11 protein-coding genes are annotated in these 18,642 nt (G+C 39.0%); 10 read left to right on the top strand and 1 reads right to left on the bottom strand.

Annotated elements, in window-relative coordinates; translation table 11 throughout:
* Positions 1 to 1,236, bottom strand: coding sequence for a M16 family metallopeptidase (locus tag O0V13_RS11825; protein ID WP_268035207.1), 1,236 nt, complete (start codon positions 1,234 to 1,236; stop codon positions 1 to 3).
* Between the two features lie 201 nt (positions 1,237 to 1,437).
* On the opposite strand from O0V13_RS11825, the gene bshC reads away from it, so the two are divergent.
* The 10 genes from bshC to O0V13_RS11775 all read left to right on the top strand — a co-directional run bounded on the left by bshC (position 1,438) and on the right by O0V13_RS11775 (position 18,620).
* Positions 1,438 to 2,997 (top strand): bacillithiol biosynthesis cysteine-adding enzyme BshC, encoded by a 1,560-nt coding sequence (gene bshC, locus O0V13_RS11820; RefSeq protein WP_268035168.1) that lies wholly within the window; start codon positions 1,438 to 1,440, stop codon positions 2,995 to 2,997.
* The gene (locus O0V13_RS11815; RefSeq protein WP_268035167.1) at positions 2,994 to 3,566 is read left to right on the top strand and encodes a 5-formyltetrahydrofolate cyclo-ligase; all 573 of its coding nucleotides are present in this window, start codon (positions 2,994 to 2,996) and stop codon (positions 3,564 to 3,566) included. The genes bshC and O0V13_RS11815 overlap by 4 nt, the downstream gene beginning before the upstream one ends.
* A gap of 18 nt (positions 3,567 to 3,584) precedes the next feature.
* Complete coding sequence (locus tag O0V13_RS11810; RefSeq protein ID WP_268035166.1) at positions 3,585 to 4,079, top strand: hypothetical protein; 495 nt, start codon at positions 3,585 to 3,587, stop codon at positions 4,077 to 4,079.
* Positions 4,080 to 4,655: 576 nt separating this feature from the next.
* Positions 4,656 to 7,898 carry a SusC/RagA family TonB-linked outer membrane protein gene (locus O0V13_RS11805; RefSeq protein ID WP_268035165.1) on the top strand — a complete coding sequence of 1,081 codons (3,243 nt, stop codon included), beginning with the start codon at positions 4,656 to 4,658 and terminating at the stop codon, positions 7,896 to 7,898.
* A 19-nt stretch (positions 7,899 to 7,917) separates the two neighbouring features.
* The gene (locus O0V13_RS11800; RefSeq protein WP_268035164.1) at positions 7,918 to 9,576 is read left to right on the top strand and encodes a SusD/RagB family nutrient-binding outer membrane lipoprotein; all 1,659 of its coding nucleotides are present in this window, start codon (positions 7,918 to 7,920) and stop codon (positions 9,574 to 9,576) included.
* A 21-nt stretch (positions 9,577 to 9,597) separates the two neighbouring features.
* Positions 9,598 to 10,530 carry a hypothetical protein gene (locus tag O0V13_RS11795; RefSeq protein ID WP_268035162.1) on the top strand — a complete coding sequence of 311 codons (933 nt, stop codon included), beginning with the start codon at positions 9,598 to 9,600 and terminating at the stop codon, positions 10,528 to 10,530.
* 162 nt (positions 10,531 to 10,692) lie between these two features.
* Positions 10,693 to 12,153, top strand: a complete 1,461-nt coding sequence (locus O0V13_RS11790; protein ID WP_268035161.1) for an IPT/TIG domain-containing protein — start codon at positions 10,693 to 10,695, stop codon at positions 12,151 to 12,153.
* 9 nt (positions 12,154 to 12,162) lie between these two features.
* Positions 12,163 to 14,562 carry a TonB-dependent receptor gene (locus O0V13_RS11785; protein WP_268035160.1) on the top strand — a complete coding sequence of 800 codons (2,400 nt, stop codon included), beginning with the start codon at positions 12,163 to 12,165 and terminating at the stop codon, positions 14,560 to 14,562.
* Entirely contained in the window at positions 14,562 to 15,620 is a 1,059-nt protein-coding gene (locus O0V13_RS11780; RefSeq protein ID WP_268035159.1) for a DUF4249 domain-containing protein, read from the top strand. Before O0V13_RS11785 ends, O0V13_RS11780 begins: the two co-directional genes overlap by 1 nt.
* 204 nt (positions 15,621 to 15,824) lie before the next feature.
* Positions 15,825 to 18,620 (top strand): 2-oxoglutarate dehydrogenase E1 component, encoded by a 2,796-nt coding sequence (locus O0V13_RS11775; RefSeq protein ID WP_268035158.1) that lies wholly within the window; start codon positions 15,825 to 15,827, stop codon positions 18,618 to 18,620.
* Positions 18,621 to 18,642: the final 22 nt, after the last annotated feature.

Genomic DNA, 18,642 nt, shown 5'->3' with positions numbered 1-18,642 from the left:
TTATTTGCTTTGATAATATAAAACGGAAGCTTGCTTCTCGTTTAAAAGTTTTTTGGACCAGGACATCAATTGATCAGGTCCTATGTTAGATTTCTTTTCGTATTCCTCCCAGTAAAGGTCTGGATGCCCCAAATTAGCATAAAATGCCAAATTCATGACCCGATTGATGAGCTGAATAGACTCGTAAGTTTTCATCGCTCTACCTTGGTTTTTTATTTTCTGGAAGTTCTCTTCTGAAACTTCCTGCTGAAGAAAATCATAGATCACTTCATCGAGTGCTTTTTCAGCTTCTTTAGCAGAGACTCCTTTTTCCATTTTTCCTGAGAAAATCAGTAAGCCTGGATCAATTGACCCTAAGATATAGGCTCCGGCAGAGGCGAATAGTTTCCCGTTTTTGACCAGCCTTTGTTCCAAGATGGAAGATTTGCCAAATCCCAACAAGTCGCTAATTAAATCCGCTTCCAGGAAACCCTCTACGCCTTTTGCAGGCATTTTGAAAGCTTTGTAAAGCGCGTCAGTAGGAACAGGATATTCTACCTCTTTGATTCGTTTTTCGTCTTGTTCGCTTTCAAGTGGAATCAAATGGGCATCTAATTCAAAAGATGGGATTGGGCCAAACCACTTTTCTGCAAGTTTTGCTACCTGATCTTTGGTGACCGCTCCACCCACTACTAGGATGGCATTGTTGGGTGCATAGTGTTTTTTGTAAAAACTCCAGACATCATCTTTGGTATATCCGACGATATCCTCTGGACTTTGCCCGATGGTTGGCCATCTGTAAGGATGGACTTCATAAGCCAATTCTCTTAAATGATGCCAGACCTCTCCATAAGGTTGGTTCAGGTATCTCTGTTTGTACTCTTCAAGCACAACCTTGCGTTGCGTCTCGATGGTTTTATCATTCAAAGATAGCTGCAGCATGCGGTCTGATTCCAGCCAAAAAGCTGTTTCAAGATTCGCCGCAGGTAAATTCATGTAGTAATTGGTGATATCTGGAGAGGTAAAGGCATTGCAATTTCCTCCGACTCTTTCCAGTTCTCTATCAATAATAGGGACATTGGCAGAGCTTCCAAACATCAAATGTTCGAAAAAGTGTGCTAATCCTGTTTTACCTGGGATTTCATTTCTTGAGCCCACCTTATATAATAAGTTGAACACAGCCATTTTGCTGCTATGGTCTTCATGGACGATCACTTCTAGTCCATTGTCAAGAAAAAAACGATTATACGGTAGCATCATAAAGGCTGCAAAGCTAATCTTTTTTGAACAATCAGATATTTTCTAGGAAAAGCTAAATTGCCATGAATTGTTCCATTTCCATAAAACTTTCAAAGAAACTATGATCCTTTGAAATAAGAATAGGAGATTTTTAATGAAAAAATAGAACTTTGGATAGGCTCTTCCAGTTTGCATACGAAATAATCATTCTCTTCACCCATGAAAAAACACAGTATAGATCTTAAAGAAACCAATCAGTTTTCTTCATTTTTTTTAGACTATATCGAAGGGAATGCCGAACTGAGACCTTATTATAGACATTTACCAAAGATTGAAAGTTTTCAGAGGGCAATTGATGAAAAGGGATTTACCCAGGAGAAGAGAAAAATTCTCTGTCAAAGCTTAAAAGAACAATATCATGGAATAGAACTTTTTGAAATCGAGAGCTCTCAAATAGAAGCTTTAGAAGATTCTAAAACATTTACAGTCACTACAGGACATCAGCTGAACCTTTTTACCGGCCCCCTTTATTTCATTTATAAAATCGTGTCGACTATTAGGTTGGCAGAGGAGCTTAAGGAGGCTTATCCGGATTATCACTTTGTTCCGGTTTATTGGATGGCGACAGAGGATCATGATTTTGATGAAATCAATTATTTCAAGCTGGATGGAAAGAAATACCAATGGAAATCCGATCAAACAGGAGCTGTAGGAGACTTTGAGCTAGGCAAAGATTTTAAAGAGTTTTTAAAATCGGTACCTTTTGCTGCTGAAGTTTTCAAAAATGCATATGGTTCAAGCACAACCTTAAAAGAAGCTGCAAGAAAGTATGTTCACGAGTTGTTTGGTGAAAAGGGATTACTGATTGTGGATGGACATGATACTTCATTGAAGGCCTTGTTCAAAGAAGTGATGAAGGCAGATCTTTTTGACCATACTCCTTATAAAGAAGCCACTTTGAAAACAGAGTCTTTAGAGTCTTTAGGTTATAGTGGGCAGATTTTTCCTCGTGAGATCAATTTGTTCTTTTTGGATAAAGGAATTAGAGAAAGAATTGAGCAACAAGGCGAAGAGTATGTGGTATTAAATACCAAATTGAAATTTTCTAAAGATGAACTTGAATCTTTAATCGAAGAATCACCTGAGAAATTTAGCCCGAATGTAGTGCTTCGACCTTTGTATCAGGAAATGATTCTTCCAAACCTTGCTTATCTGGGTGGTCCGGCGGAAGTTGTTTATTGGCTGCAATTGAAAGGAGTATTTGATTTATTCGATGTTCCTTTTCCAGTATTACTTCCAAGGAACTTTGCTTTGGTCATTAATTCATTGACTCAACAAAAAATGGAACAATTGGGATGGTTTCCTAAAGATCTGTTTCAGGATTTTAATGCATGGAAAAAGGACTATGTTGCTTCTCATGCTTTGGAGGATATTGAATTGAGTGCTGAAAGAGAAGTAGTTTCTAAGCTTTTTGAAGAGAGGGGAAAGTCCTCTGCAGAATTAGAAAAGAGTTTGGGTGCATCCTTTGAGGCTGCAAAAGTAAGGTCTTTGAAGATTTTGGACCAAATGAGTAAAAAACTCAGGAAAGCTGAGGAAAGACGCCAGCATATTACTTTGGAAAGAGTGGATGCAATTGATGAAATGATCAAGCCAGGAGGAAGTCCCCAGGAGCGAGTTGTTAATATGATGCAATTTTACTTGGGGGATCCGGAATTTGTTATGAATCTATATCCATTATTTGATCCATTGGATTTCAGAATGATGGTTTTGGAAGTATGAGTAGTTCCAAATCATACTGGAGGAAGCTTTACAAAGAAAAAAGGAAGAGGCTTTCAGAGATAGAGCTTCAAAAGCTTTCAAGCCAAATTTGTGAAAGGGCATTCAATTGGCTTTTAGAAAATGGCTCTATCCAGAAAACCCATATTTTTTTACCGATAAAAGCTCAAATGGAAGTTGATACCATTCCTTTATTAAAGTCACTTTGGAAAAAGGGATTCGAGACATATACTTCCATGGTTGATATTTCAAGTGATGATTTGTTGACTATTACTCTTGAGCCCCATTCTCAATTTGTTTTGGATAAATGGGGTATTCCGTTGCCAGTAGAATTTGAAGAAGTTCAAAATCCCATTTTGGATTTGATTTTCGTTCCCCTCTTGGCATATGATCAAAAAGGAATGAGGTTGGGCTTTGGTAGAGGTTATTACGATCGTTTTTTTGATGGTCTCTCCAATAACCCCATAAAGGTTGGATTAAGTTTTTTTGAGCCTGAAGAAATCTTGCCTTCAGAAGAGCACGATATCCCATTGGACTTTTGTATTACTCCGGCAAAAGTTCTTACATTTTAGAATTAATCACAGAAAAGGATGAAAAGAGTGTTTTTAATGGTGCTATTTTTTGGCACCCTATTTTTCTTTAGTCAAAAAAGTCATGCCCAGATCGGGGCTTATAATACCATGATCGGTGTGACAGGCGGGACAAATGTAGGTGGGACTGTAAAGCAGTTTATTACCGATGCAGGAGCATTGGATTTGCTGGTTTATAATCGATGGAAAGGATGGGTTGGTGCTTTGCTTTTTGAACATCACTGGGATATTCGTGAATTTGATGGGTTAGAATGGTATGTCGGTGGAGGTGGTCATTACGGAATGTGGAAAAAAGGGAAAGGAATCCCGCCTTGGGAATACAAGATTACTCAGGATTACAATGTATTTGGGGTAGATGCGATAGTCGGATTAGAGTATAATATCAACCATAGCAACTTTTATATTGGCGGATACTGGAAACCAGCATATAATTTCGCTGATTTCACGGATTTATGGGAGGATGAAGCAGCCTTTACATTGAGATATTCCTTTTAAAAAAGATGAATCCCTAAAAATTTGAACCTCTTTTTGAAAAATTGGTAAAAAAATGGGCTGGTATAAATAAATTTTACCCCTCCTTTTTATTTTTTTTAAAAAAAATGGAGGTAAAATTTTTCATTTTTTTTGTTTTCCAAATAAACTTATTTAAAAGCTTTTTTTGACAGAAATATATTTTTTTAAACGGATTTAGTTTTACTTTTTTTTTGTAAAAGATTGAAAAGTCAGATTAAAATTTTTTTACAAAATTCAATTTTTGAAATATTAAACAGAATAAAATTCTGTATTGACTCGAAAAAAAATAATAAACTGTTAATTATTGTTAATGAAGAGGGTTGGGCCAAATAATCATTGTTTTGAGCCATCCACATAAAATAATCGCCGTTAATTGTTGGTGTAGTCTTTAAAATGGTATTTAACCAATATTTATAATAAAATAAGGAATAAACATTTGTAAAATTATCCTTTTTAAATAAAATATTGGAATATTAATATTTTTCCAGGCTCTTATTTCCTATTTTGAAATTAAGAGGAAAGGGATTTTATTTACGAATCAACTAAACTAAATACCTTATGAGAAAAGCTTTACTCTTTGTTGTTGCGCTTTTCACCATGACCCTCAGTTATGAGGTGTCGGCGCAGCAGCGGGTAATTACCGGTACGGTAATTTCCGACGAAGATGGACTAGGCTTGCCGGGTGCAACCGTCCTCGTTAAGGGTACGACAGTGGGTACTACCACCGATTTGGATGGTAATTACTCCATTAGCGTGCCGGCGGGTTCAGATGTACTGATTTTCTCTTTCGTTGGTCTTGAGACTCACGAAGAGACAATCGGTAATCGATCCGTAATTGATGTAACCCTTACAGCTGACGCTGCTCAACTATCCGAAGTGGTAGTAACAGCGATCGGTATCGAAAGGGAAAAGAAAGCCTTGGGTTATGCCGTGACCACTGTGGGTGACGAGCAACTTGAGAATCGTCCTGAACAAGACGTATCCCGTGTATTGCAAGGGAAAGTGCCTGGTGTGAATATCACCGCTACCAATGGTATGTCTGGATCTGGTACCAATATGGTCATTAGAGGTTATTCCTCTGCAACTCAATCCAACCAGCCTTTATTCGTTGTGGATGGTGTTCCATTTAATACTAGCACGAATAATACGGAAGGCTTTACGAATGGTGGTGCTACGACATCTTCTCGTTTCTTGGATATCGATCCAAACAACATCGAGAGCATGTCTGTATTGAAAGGTCTTTCTGCGACAGTTCTTTATGGTGACCAAGGTAGAAATGGTGTAATCTTGATTACTACCAAGTCTGGTGCATCTAAGAGAAAAGCTGCTGAAGTAACTATCAATCAATCAGTATTCTCCAATAAGGCGGCTTCTTTGCCTACCTATGGTTATGAGTATGGAAACGGATTCCAGCAAGCCCCTGGTTTCTTCTTCTCCAACTTCGGTCCAAGATTGGATCAAGGCTTAACTGTTAACCATCCATATGCTTCCTCATCTGTTGCAAAAGTAAGAGAAGCCTTCCCAGAGTTCTGGGTAGATGGAATCGTCGGTGGTACACCTATTCAGTATGAGTACAAGGCTTATGAAGATCCTTCTACTGCATTCTTCAGAACTGGCATGGTGTCAAATACTTCCATCCAAATTTCTGGAGGTTCTGATAGAACTAGCTTTAGCTCAAGCTTTGGTTATACAGATGACAAAGGATTTACTCCTGGTAACGAATTGAAAAAATATAACTTCGGTTTGGGTATCAGATCTGCTATCAATGACAAGTTATCAGTGAATTCTTCATTTACATTTGCGATCACAGATTTGCAGGCTCCACCAGTTAATGCCTCTTATGGTTCTGGTCCTGCCAATGGTGTACCGTCTGTATTTGCTCACGTTTTGTATACTCCTCGTTCTGTGGATTTGGCTGGTTTGCCATTCGAAAATCCAGTTGATAATAGTTCTGTATACTATAGGGGTGGTAACGACATCGTAAACCCAAGATGGTTGGCGAAATATTACAAGAATACTTCTAATGTAAATCGTTTCTTTAACTCTACTTCATTGATTTATGATTTCAATGATAATTTCTCTGTGACTTATAGAATTGGTTTGGATACCTATACTGAAAAGCAAGAGAAGATGTACAACAAAGGAGCGGGATCAGGTAGTGCTGCTGTTCAGTCAGGTGTTTATACTACTACTAACATTGTCAATACTATTTGGAACCAAGATTTGATCTTCAATTGGAAGAAGGAATTTTCTGACAAATTAGGGATGAGCGTATTGTTGGGTGGTAACTCCCGCTATGATTCATTTATCAGAGACGGAATTTCTTCCCAAGGTCAGTTGGCTTTCGGATTGTTCCGGCACTCTAACTTTACAAGTTCTTCTTCATTAGATGCAATTGGGTCTTATGTGTTAAATAGAACTGAAGAGCAAAGAAGAATGGGTATTTATACCAACATCACTCTGGATTATTCTAATTACTTGTACTTCACGTTCTCTGCGAGAAATGACTGGACTTCCACAGTTGAGAAAGACAACAGAAGAATTCTTTATCCAGGAGCTTCAGTATCCTTTATCCCAAGTACGGCTTTTGACTGGAACTCTTCCACATTGAATGATTTGAAATTGAGATTAGGTTATGGTACATCTGCAGGTTTCCCAAATCCATACAATACAAGGAATCGTTTGTCTCAAAACGCAATCGCCTTTTCCAGAGATGGATCTGTTACCCAAACCCATTCTGTAAACAACACCTTGGGTAACCCTAACTTGAAGCCAGAATTGATTCAAGAATTGGAATTCGGAGTTGAGGCCGTGATGTTTAATAATAAATTGAGATTCGATCTTTCTTTGTTCGAAAAAAATACGAGTGATTTGATAACATCCTCTCCTATTGATCCTGCTACAGGGTACACTAGTACAAATATCAACATAGGTAATATTAGGACGAGAGGAGTTGAACTTCAGGCAAATGTAACTCCGGTTTCTACTGCTTCTGGTTTCACCTGGAACTCTACTGTTAACTGGAGTTTGTATAGATCTGTAACTACAGAGTTGGGTTCAGGTTTGGATGAGATCGTGGTTGCTGGTTTTACTACCTTGGGGAACTTCGCTATTCCTGGCGAACCATTCAACGTGATCAAGGGAACTGATTTTCTAAGAGATGACGATGGTAATCCGATTGTGTCTTCATCTGATGGGCTGTATTTGGCTGATCCAGAGTTGCAAATCTTAGGTGATCCAAATCCAAGATGGACAGGTTCTTGGATCAACACCTTCTCTTGGAAAGGTTTCACTTTAAATGCAATGTTGGAATACAGACATAAAGGTGCAGTTTTCTCTAACACTGTAACTGCTACATTGGCAAGAGGTGTAACAAAAGACCCCGTTGCTGATAGAGAAATGACTTTCATCATGCCAGGTGTAAGACAGGATGGAACCAATGCTGATGGTTCTCCTAATTATATCAAGAATGATATTCAGATCTCTGCTTCTGATTATTTCTTCGGAGGTTACCAAGGAAGAACGGATGCTCCTAACGTATTCGATGGATCTATGATTCGATTAAGAGAAATCTCTTTGGGTTATGAATTACCTTCCACATTGTTGGCTAAGACTCCATTCAAGAGAGCTTCTGTTGCGTTGAGCGGAACGAACCTTTGGTTCCTTGCTTTGAACTTCCCTCCAAACATGAACTTTGATGTAGATGTGTTGGGAACTGGTGTTGGTAACGGTTTGGGCTTTGACTTTGTTACTGGCCCTAGTTCTAAGAGATTTGGTGGAACTGTAACTCTTGCATTCTAATTCCAAAACTGAAACAATTATGAAAAAATACTTATATAGCTTGTTGTGTGCAGGTACCATGTTGTTTGCTTCGTCTTGTGACTTAGATTTGCTAGATGATCCAAATGCTGTAACTGCGGCAACGGCTTCTCCGGACTTCCTGCTTAACAGGATTCAATTAGATTACAAAGATCATTATAGAAATATTAATGATACTGGGATGCGATTGACCCGTATGATCAATCAGGGAAGCGCGAATTATGAGTCTGCCTATACTACTCAGTCTACAAATGGCTGGTGGTCAGATTCGTACGCGGACATGTTGGAGGACATCTCTTTTCTTGAGCCTTTGGCTGAAGAAGCTGGATTAGAGAGACACTTGGGGATCGCCAAAACCATCAAAGCAATGATTTTATTCAATTTGGTGGATGCTTATGGAGATGTTCCTTATTCTGAAGCCTTGGATCCTTCTAACTTCTTCCCGAAAGTAGATTCTGGTGAGTCTATTTATAATGCGGCATTTGCCATCTTAGATGAAGCTGCGGCTCACTTTGCAGCATCTGGTTCTTCTGGAACTCCGAATGATTATTACTATGGTAATGATTATACTAAGTGGATTAGATTGGTAAATACCTTGAAGTTGAGATATTTCTTGAATACAAGGTTAGTAGATCAAGCTGGTTCTGCAGCTGGTATCTCCGCTTTGGTTGCTGCTGACAATATGTTGAAGGCAGGTGATGACTTTGTATTTAGATATGGAACATCGATTGCCAATCCTGACTCCAGGCACCCTTATTTTACCGGTTCTTATATCTCAGGAGGTGGGCAATACCATTCTACCTATTACATGTGGCATATGACTGAAGCGAAAGGGTTTGATGATCCTAGAGCAAGGTTTTATTGGTACCGTCAGGTATTGGTAAATTCTACCAATGTTGATGAAATTGAGTGTATTGGACAGATTGCTCCTCCTCATTACCTAGCTGGTGGATTTATCTACTGTCTTCCTGGAGAAAGAGGATACTGGGGTCGTGATCACCTAGATCCAGATGGGGTTCCACCAGATGGTTTGAAAAGAACAATGTGGGGAATATACCCTGCAGGTGGCAGATTTGATGATGACTCTGCATCGCCAACCAATAACCCAAGCCTTGGAGCTCAAGGAGCTGGTATTTTCCCTATTATGAATGCAGCAAATGTTGATTTTATGTTGGCAGAAGCAGCTTTGGAAATTGATGGAGATGCTGCAAAAGCAAAGGAGTACTTGCTTTCTGGAATTGAAAAGCACATGAATTCTGTTGTGGATTTTGCTTTGAGTTCAGGAGGTTCTGGAGATGTCGTTGATTATTATAATGAACTATCTGAGGATGGCCTAGATCTACTAGATGGAGAGATTGCAGACTATATAGATTATGTTTCTTCCGAATTTGATTCTGAAAGCGATAAAATGGATATCATTGGAAGAGAATATTGGCTATCACTTTTCGGAAATGGTGTGGAGTCTTATAATTTATATAAGAGAACAGGAACACCTAGGAAAATGCAGCCGGGCTTAGCCGAGAATTTTGGAGATTTCCCACGCTCATTCTTGTATCCTAATAACTACATGGTAACCAATACCAATGCTACTCAAAAATCCGGTTTGGATGCTCAGGTTTTCTGGGATAACAATCCTTCTGGTAACTCTTGGGTATACTAAACCAAAAAAAATTGAGATAATATGAAAATGTTAAAATATACCTTTGGTTTACTGGTTGGAGCCGTAGTGTTCCTTAGTTCTTGTCGCGATACTGTTGATCCAAATATCCCTTATACTGATTTCGATACAGGGGCATATTTGAGAACGATCTCTCGAACCAGTACAACCTTTAATTTCTTCGATTTAGGAAGTTCTAATTTCGCTTTGACTTTGGAAGCTGTTGATTCAGAAGACGGAGCTTCAGTGGAAACAGTAGATATCAATGTTCAGCATAGAAGATTGATTACAGGCGTGGGTTTGGAGTACACTCCTACAGCTGGACCAGTTACAGTGAAGACTTTGTCTGCATCTGATTTTGGACCAAACTCTGATTCTAGATTCTTGAGAACCTCTTTTGTGATCACTGCTGCCGAAGCTATGGCTGCAGTAGGTTTGACTGAGGCTGACATCGAGGGTGGGGATGTGTTTGAGTTCAGCTTGGAATTGCATGACAAGTATGGCCGTACTTTCAACAGAGAAAACGTTTCTGGAAATATTGCAGGTGCTCCATTCTACGCATCTCCTTTCCAGTACTTTGTAAATGTTGTTTGTCCATCTGATTTGGGTGGAACTTATGCTTACTCTCAGACTTCTGATTATTGTGGAGACGCAACATTTGAAGGATCAGTAACTTTCACAGCGACTAGTACTACTGGTTCTTATACCATTAGTGATGCAGCGTTCGGCCTTTGGGGAGAATGTTATGGTGATGATTGGGCTGGATCTGTTAGATTGAATGACGCATGTAACAATTTGACTATGTCAGGTACTGATACTTACGGTGATTCTTATACAATGACAGTTACAAGCTCAGATTCCGAGAAGTTTACTTTCGATTGGATTAATACTTGGGGTGAATATGGTACTGTTACCATTTTCGCAAATGACGGTGAGTCTTTCCCAATATTTCAATAATTGAAATAGTAATTTATAGAAATGGCAGTGCTTTCGTACTGCCATTTTTTTTCTTCTTACTGGATTGGATTATTCCACTATTTATTTGTTTAATAACTCTTTAAACCGTCAAAAAGAAAAAAACATTTTTTATTTTCAATTTGGATTAACTGCCAACTATTTATGAAAAAACTTCTGTCTCTTGGCATTTTGTCAATGCTGCTGTTGGGATGGGCATGTACTGAAAAAGAGGATGAAAATTCTTTCGTAGTTACTGAACAAATTCTCCATGCTAGTGGGGATCAGATCCGAGTTTTGGGAAGAGTGATTAGTACTAGCCAAATTCAGGTTTCTGACCATGGATTCTATTTTTCTCAAGATCCATCATTTTCTTCTCCTATTGTTATTTCTTTAGGTCCCAAAGAGGGTCCCGGAAGGTTTATAGGTCTTGCAGAGGGGCTTGAAATACACCAATTATACTATGTCAAATCTTTTATGGAGTTGGGAGGGGAAATTCTTGAAGGAAATGTGATGGAAGTAGAAACACTCCAGCCGTTTATAGAGAGTATCTCTCCTTTGTATGGGGAGGAAGGTGACCAGTTAGTAATATCAGGAGGAAATTTCGCTGCGAATACTCGAATATTTTTTGGTTCTCAAGAAGCCCAAATACTAGATATTATTCTAGAGAGCCAAATCACACTCACTGTGCCACCATTAAAAGATGAATCATCCGTACGTATAAAATTAATATCCCAAGGAGAAGAGCAAATTTTTTCTGAAAACTTTGAATACCAAATTGGAGCTTATGAATTGGTGACAACGTATCCTGAAGCCATTAGGCTTTATGATAATGTATTCTTTCAAACCGATCAGGGTTTTACTATTGGTTTAGGTTCTCGAAGAAGGATTGATTTAATAGATGGATTTCAAAGGTTTAGCCTTATTTCTAAGGAGTGGTCAAGGGTTTCGTTTCCAGGAAATAATAGATCTTATGCATTTTTCACAGACCATTTTATAGGGGGAGGAACTGCAGAAAGAGGAGCAAACCCTACAGATATTGATCATACATTTTGGAGAATCAATGAAAATGGCTTTACTCAATTGCCAGATCTTCCTTTTGAAAGTTTAGAATCAATTGCATTTGAAATCAATAGTGACCTTTTTGTCTTAGGAACAAAAATGGAGGAGGGGGCTTCGTTTAGGAAATATGATCCACAATTGGCCCAATGGACCTCTTTGCCTGCTCCACCTGAAAATTTTAATGCTGAAGATGCTGTTTTTTCATATGGCGGATATGGCTATGTAATCGGTGCAGATCGAACGCTTTGGCGATTTGATCCCAATAGTCTTAATTGGGAACCTGTGTCAACATATCCAGGAAGCCTTGGTCAAGGATATGGTATGGCCAGAGTATTGGGAGATAAGGTTTACATTGGTCTATTTAGAAGAAGTAATGAGATGTGGGAACTTGATATGGAGACTTTTACTTGGAAATCAAAAAATCCAATGCCAGGGTATCCTCAGAGTATATTGGTTGGGCATTTTATAAAGAATGGATTTCTGTACATCATAAGAGGACCTGATATTACTTTATCTGGGGATTTTCCAATGGATTTGTATCAATTTGACCCAACTAGTTTTTAATTGGTTTATATGAGAAAGATTTTACTCTTGTTCCTTTTCCTAATTCCCGCTTTAGCGATTGGGCAAACACAGCCCAAAAGAGAAGTAATTGGTAGAGATATCGGTCAATTAAAGAACATTCGGATTTCAGGGAGGTTGATTGATGAAATCACTGGAGATGCCTTGATCGGAGCGACAGTTACTGTTCCTGAAATTAACCTGACCAGAATTACTGATAATAATGGGGCTTTTGAATTAATTCTAGATCGTGCTGAGTACAATTTGGAGTTTCGGTATGTAGGGTATGAAACAGTGCTTTACCCTATAACAGCTGTAGGTGATGGCAGAATTTCCATCCGAATGATCCAAGAGGATTTTCAACTGGATGATGTAGTGATTTTTGGTCGAGATCCTGAGAAAAACATACGTTCCACAGACATGGGAGCGATAACTTTGTCGATGAACTCCATTAAAGAGCTTCCTCCATTCTTGGGTGAGGTTGATATTATTAGATCTATGGCAACCTTGCCGGGTGTCTCTCAAGTTGGAGAGGCTGCTGCTGGTTTGAATGTAAGGGGTGGAGGAGCAGACCAGAACTTGATTCAATTTGCTGGTGCACCAATTTATAACCCTACTCACCTTTTTGGTTTGTTTACCTCTTTCAATGCAGACGTTGTCAATGATGTGACGCTTTATAAATCTGTAATTCCAACCCGATTTGGAGGGAGGGGTTCATCTATTTTAGATATACTTCCAAAAGCAGGTAGTGTTGATCGCTGGGGAGGGGACTTGATGCTCAGCAATTATTCTGGGAAAATTGGGATCAATGGTCCTTTGGTGAAAGAAAAAGTGTCCATTAGAGGAGGATTTAGAGGTTCCTATATCAATTGGTTTTTAGGTGCTCTGAGTAATCCTGATTTGAATACATCTAGTGCGAATTTTTATGATGGAAATTTGGTGATTTCAGCTCCAATCTCTGATAAGAATGAATTCACTTATAGCTATTACACTTCGTATGATGATTTTGCTTTTGCATCGGATACCACGATTTCTTGGAAAAACAATTCTCATTCCCTCCAGTGGAAAAGTAGACTGAGTGATAAACTTAGCTTGGATGCATTGGGTTATTATTCCCAATATGATTACGGTATTTTCAATAGATCAGGAATCAATAATTTTGATTTGAATTCCGGGATTGTGGATTTTGGGGCCAAAGTTTTTGCGATGTATCAATTCTCAGAAACTAATAAAGTAACATTCGGAGGTGAGTTCAAAGATGTGACGTTGCAGCCAGGTGAATTGATTCCTGCTGACGAACAAGAGTCAGGGCTCTTACCTAAAAAAGTCCAAGATGAATTTGGGAGGGAATCGGCTGTTCATTTCCAACATGAATTTGAATTGGGTGAAAAAATTGGGGTTTCTTATGGATTAAGGTACGATATGTATCAATATTTTGGACCAAGAACTGTAAGACAATATGCGGAAAACCAACCAATTTCCGATGGAAGTGCGATCAGCGAAACTACCTATGGAGATGGTGAGAAAATAACTTCTTATGATGGCTTGGGTCCAAGAGGATCTATTCGATATTCTCTTTCCAAATCCAGTTCAATTAAGGCTGGGTATAATAAGATGTACCAGTTCATCCATTTGATTTCCAATACTGCTACTATTGCCCCAACGGATGTTTGGAAACTAAGTGATGAATTCTTGAAGCCTCAAATTGTTGATCAATATTCATTGGGTTTCTACAATAATTTCAAAGGAAACATTTTTGAAACTTCCATTGAGGTGTATTATAAAGACATCCAAAATGTGGTCGATTATAAAGATGGGGCTAACCTAATTCTACAAAATCATCTTGAAACGGAATTGATACCTGCGACAGGTAGAGCTTTTGGGGTGGAATTGTTTGTGAAAAAGAACCTGGGACGTTTAACAGGTTGGGTTTCTTATACCTATTCTAGAAGCTTAAGAAGGGTGATCACACCTTATGAGGAGGAAATTATCAATGATGGAGATTGGTATTCTTCCAATTTTGATAAACCCCATGATTTGACACTAATCGGGAATTATAAGGTCAGTACCAATACCTCTGTTTCAGCGACTTTTGGATACAGTACCGGTAGACCAGTAACTTTCCCTGAAGCAAAATTTGACTATTCAGGAAATAACCTGGCTTATTTCAATAGAAGAAATGAGCAACGACTGCCTGATTTCCACCGCTTGGATTTAGCAATTAATTTCAAACTGAAAGGAGAAGGTAAGTTTTTTGATGGTGACTGGACTTTCTCTGTATTGAATGTTTATGCTCGCAAAAATCCATTCTCCTTATTCTTTGTAGATCAAGAAGGATCGCCGCCTCAGGCTTTAAGGTTAGCTGTTTTGGGTGTGCCTTTACCTAGTTTAAGTTATTCTATCAAGTTCTAATGAGAAAGATTATTTACAGCCTGATTATCATTGGGGTTTGTTTAAGTTTTGAAGCTTGTGTTGATCCCTATGAAGTGGAAATCGAAAATGGCGCCCAATTATTGACGGTTGATGGAATGATTACTACTGATCCGGGTAGGCATTCTATTAAGTTGACTAGGAGTGATACTTATGGATCTGTTTTCGAAGGGTTGATCCGGCCCGTTTCTTTGGCCACAATCTTGGTGAGAAATCAAGATGGCGTAGTGACTTATTTGACAGAAGATTCAGAGGTCAAAGGGAATTATTTGACTCCGGAAGGTTTTGCCGCCAAAGCAGGAGATACATATACCTTGCAAATTCAATTACAGGATGGCAAAACTTATACGTCACTTCCTGAAACAGTAAGTAGTCCGGTTCCTATGGGTAATATTGATTATTTCTCAGTGGAGTTTCCTGTTGAAGGTGAGTTAGAGCCAGAATCTGGAGTAAGATTTGTCGTTGATGTCGAGGATCCGGGCAACGAAAACAACTTTTATTATTGGAGAACTGAAAACGCCATGTTTGAAGTGAATGCCAGACCAGATTTGTTTATGGATCGGGAAACTCGTGCTCCGGCTCCGAAAGATTGTTGTTTTACTTGTTACTTAGCTGAAAGTGTTGGGAATAGATCGATGTTCATTGCGACAGATGATGACTTCAATGGTTTATCTACCAAAGTGACAGCCATGTTTATTCCAGATGATGGTTTAAGATTTATCACAACTTTCCGAATGGATTTAAGGCAATTGACTATTTCAGCTGGTGCTTATCGCTTTTTAAGATTGGTAAAGCAGCAAACTGAATTAAGTGGGTCTGTGTTTGATCCGCCTCCGGCAAATATCAGAGGAAATATGATCAGTCTAGATGATCCAGATGAAGTGGTGTTGGGCTACTTTATGGTGGCTGGAGAAACCAATGAAAGGATGTATATCCATGGTGCAGATTTGGATTATAGACAACCCTTAAGTTTGATCGCAGATGATTGTCGAGTTGTAGTCGGCGCTGAGCAGGATCCGCCTGCTGATTGGGATCCGTGATTTAGATGATTGTTTGGAATAGTTATTACTAATCAGCTCTTTTCCAAATAAAATAAAGCGAATAATAATATTTTAGTAGATCGTATTAAGACAGGAAAAACATTCTGTCTTTTTCATTATAAATTATATATTCGCTAAAGCAAATAAGCAATTTTTTTATATTACTTATACCTCTTAGTTTTGTGACATTCTCAAATTAATCTCATGGATAAGTTTTCCTATATCGCAAATGCTCACGTGTCATACATCGATGAGCTATACAATTCTTACAAGCAAGACCCTGAATCCATTGATCCTAGTTGGAAAGAGTTTTTCGATGGCTTTGATTTTGCCTTAACCAATTATGGTGAAGCTGAAAATGGAAGTGCCGCAGTAGTTTCTTCCAATGGAGCGCCTGCTAAAAATGGTTCATTAGCCACTCCAGGCACCATCATGGATATGGAGCAGCTTCCAAAAGAAATCAAGGTTAGAGCTTTGATTCATGCTCATCGCTCAAGAGCACACTTGAGATCTAAGACCAACCCGGTAAGAGAGAGAAGAGATAGAAAAGCACTAATTGACCCTCAAGATTTTGGGTTGGGTCAAGAAGATATGAATACCGAATTCCAAGCAGGAAACGAAATTGGAATCGGAAAAGCAAAGCTTTCTGCGATCATTGACGCTTTGAAGACTATTTATGAAGGCCCGATGGGCTTCGAATATCTTTATATCCGTGATCCGGAGATGTTGGATTGGTTCAAAACCAAAGTAGAAAAAGAAGCTTTGGCTTTCAATCCGGCTGTTGAGGAGAAAAAGAGGATTCTTTTTAAACTAAACCAAGCCGTAGTATTTGAAAACTTCCTTCATACCAAATATCTCGGACAAAAGAGATTTTCTCTAGAAGGTGGTGAAAGTACTATTCCTTTCTTGGATGCTGTGATTAACTCTGCTGCTTTAGGTGGAGTGGAAGAAGTGATGATTGGTATGGCTCACAGAGGTCGTCTGAACGTGTTGGCTAACATCATGGGCAAAACATACGAGCAGATTTTCTCTGAGTTCGAAGGTACTGCAAAGCCGGATTTGACAATGGGAGATGGTGATGTGAAATATCACATGGGCTACTCTTCTGATATTGTGACTCCTGGTGATAAGAAAGTTCACCTGAAATTGGCTCCTAACCCCTCTCACCTTGAGGCTGTTAATCCGGTAGTAGAAGGGTTTATCCGAGCTAAAATTGACTCTGAGCATCAGGGTGATGTGACTAAAGCTTTACCTATTTTGATCCACGGGGATGCAGCTGTAGCAGGACAAGGGATTGTCTATGAGGTGACTCAGATGGCTGGTTTGAAAGGTTATAACACTGGTGGTACTATCCACTTTGTTATTAACAACCAGGTAGGTTTTACTACTGATTTCGATGATGCGAGATCTTCTATTTACTGTACAGATGTAGCCAAGATCATTGATGCTCCGGTAATCCACGTAAATGGTGATGATGCAGAGGCAGTTGTTTTTGCAGCGAAATTGGCTGCTGAATTCAGACAGAAATTTGGTAGAGACATTTTCGTAGATATGGTGTGCTACAGACGTCATGGACATAATGAGTCTGACGAACCAAAATTCACTCAACCTGAACTATATAACATCATTTCTAAGCATTCTAACCCAAGAGAGGTGTATGTGAAGAAATTGACTGAAAGAGGAGATATCGATGCAAAGATTGCTTCTCAAATGGATGAAGAGTTCAGACAATTGCTTCAGGATCGTTTGAATATGGTTAAAGAAAAACCTCTTCCTTATCAAGCAACTAAATTTGAGAGAGAATGGGCTAACCTGAGAAGATCTACTCCAGGGGATTTTGAGCAATCTCCAGCAACTGGCATCTCTCAAAAAGTGATTGATGAGGTAGCTGAGGCGTTGACTACTATTCCTAAAGGATTCAAGCCTATCAAGCAAATCGATGTTCAGATGAAGCAGCGTAAAGATATGTTCTTTAAGTCCAAGTCTTTGAACTGGGCTGCTGCCGAATTGCTGGCTTACGGATCTATTCTTTTGGAAGGTAAAACTGTAAGATTGACTGGGCAGGATGTTCAAAGAGGTACTTTCTCTCATAGACATGCTGTGCTTCATGATGCAAATACTAACCAGCCTTACAATTCCTTGAAAGAGATGAAGGGAAGAAAAGGGCAATTCTATATCTATAATTCCCTGCTCTCTGAATATGCCGTTCTAGGTTTTGAATATGGCTACGGAATGGCAAACCCGCATTCTTTGACACTTTGGGAAGCACAATTCGGTGATTTCGCCAACGGTGCTCAAACTATGATTGACCAGTTTATTTCTTCTGGTGAGTCTAAGTGGCAAAGACAAAACGGATTGGTCATGCTACTTCCACATGGTTACGAAGGCCAGGGACCAGAGCACTCCAATGCTCGACCGGAGCGATTCTTGCAGCTTTCAGCAGAATACAATATAGTTGTGGCTAATATCACTGAGCCATCTAACTTCTTCCACTTATTGAGAAGACAGTTGGCTTGGGAATTCAGAAAGCCTTGTATTGTCATGTCTCCAAAGTCATTGCTTCGTCACCCTAAAGTAATGTCGCCTATCGAAGAGTTTGTTGATGGCAAATTCAGAGAATTGATTCCTGACACTACTGTAAATCCAAAAGATGTGAAGCGTGTTGTGCTTTGTACCGGTAAGATTTATTATGATTTGGAAGAAGCCAGAGAGAAGGAAAAAGTGAAGGATGTTGCCATCGTTAGAATCGAGCAGCTTCACCCACTTCCTAAAAAGCAAATTGTTGAGGTTCTTAAATCCTATGAAGGAGCCGAGGTAGTTTGGGTACAGGAAGAACCAGAAAACATGGGCTATTGGACTTACATGTTGAGATTGTTGCACAAAGAACTTCCTATGGATGTAATTGCCAGAAAAGTCAGTGCGTCTCCAGCGACAGGTTATAATAAAGTCCACGTAGAGGAGCAGAAGTCTATTGTCTCCAAAGCATTGAAATTGTCATAAATCCAGAATAATCATAATATCC

It is taken from the genome of Algoriphagus sp. PAP.12, from assembly GCF_026652115.1.
In the GTDB taxonomy this organism is placed as follows: domain Bacteria; phylum Bacteroidota; class Bacteroidia; order Cytophagales; family Cyclobacteriaceae; genus Algoriphagus.
The sequence above is the reverse complement of the archived record's forward strand: the minus strand, read 5'-3'. Positions and strand labels throughout refer to the sequence as shown.

Bases quoted from the DNA above. Each gene is read 5' to 3' on its own strand.
- O0V13_RS11790 (WP_268035161.1), top strand. From the start codon at position 10,693: ATGAAAAAACTTCTGTCTCTTGGCATTTTGTCAATGCTGCTGTTGGGA.
- bshC (WP_268035168.1), top strand. From the start codon at position 1,438: ATGAAAAAACACAGTATAGATCTTAAAGAAACCAATCAGTTTTCTTCA.
- O0V13_RS11810 (WP_268035166.1), top strand. From the start codon at position 3,585: ATGAAAAGAGTGTTTTTAATGGTGCTATTTTTTGGCACCCTATTTTTC.
- O0V13_RS11825 (WP_268035207.1), bottom strand. From the start codon at position 1,236: ATGCTACCGTATAATCGTTTTTTTCTTGACAATGGACTAGAAGTGATC.
- O0V13_RS11805 (WP_268035165.1), top strand. From the start codon at position 4,656: ATGAGAAAAGCTTTACTCTTTGTTGTTGCGCTTTTCACCATGACCCTC.
- O0V13_RS11785 (WP_268035160.1), top strand. From the start codon at position 12,163: ATGAGAAAGATTTTACTCTTGTTCCTTTTCCTAATTCCCGCTTTAGCG.
- O0V13_RS11780 (WP_268035159.1), top strand. From the start codon at position 14,562: ATGAGAAAGATTATTTACAGCCTGATTATCATTGGGGTTTGTTTAAGT.
- O0V13_RS11795 (WP_268035162.1), top strand. From the start codon at position 9,598: ATGAAAATGTTAAAATATACCTTTGGTTTACTGGTTGGAGCCGTAGTG.
- O0V13_RS11815 (WP_268035167.1), top strand. From the start codon at position 2,994: ATGAGTAGTTCCAAATCATACTGGAGGAAGCTTTACAAAGAAAAAAGG.
- O0V13_RS11800 (WP_268035164.1), top strand. From the start codon at position 7,918: ATGAAAAAATACTTATATAGCTTGTTGTGTGCAGGTACCATGTTGTTT.
- O0V13_RS11775 (WP_268035158.1), top strand. From the start codon at position 15,825: ATGGATAAGTTTTCCTATATCGCAAATGCTCACGTGTCATACATCGAT.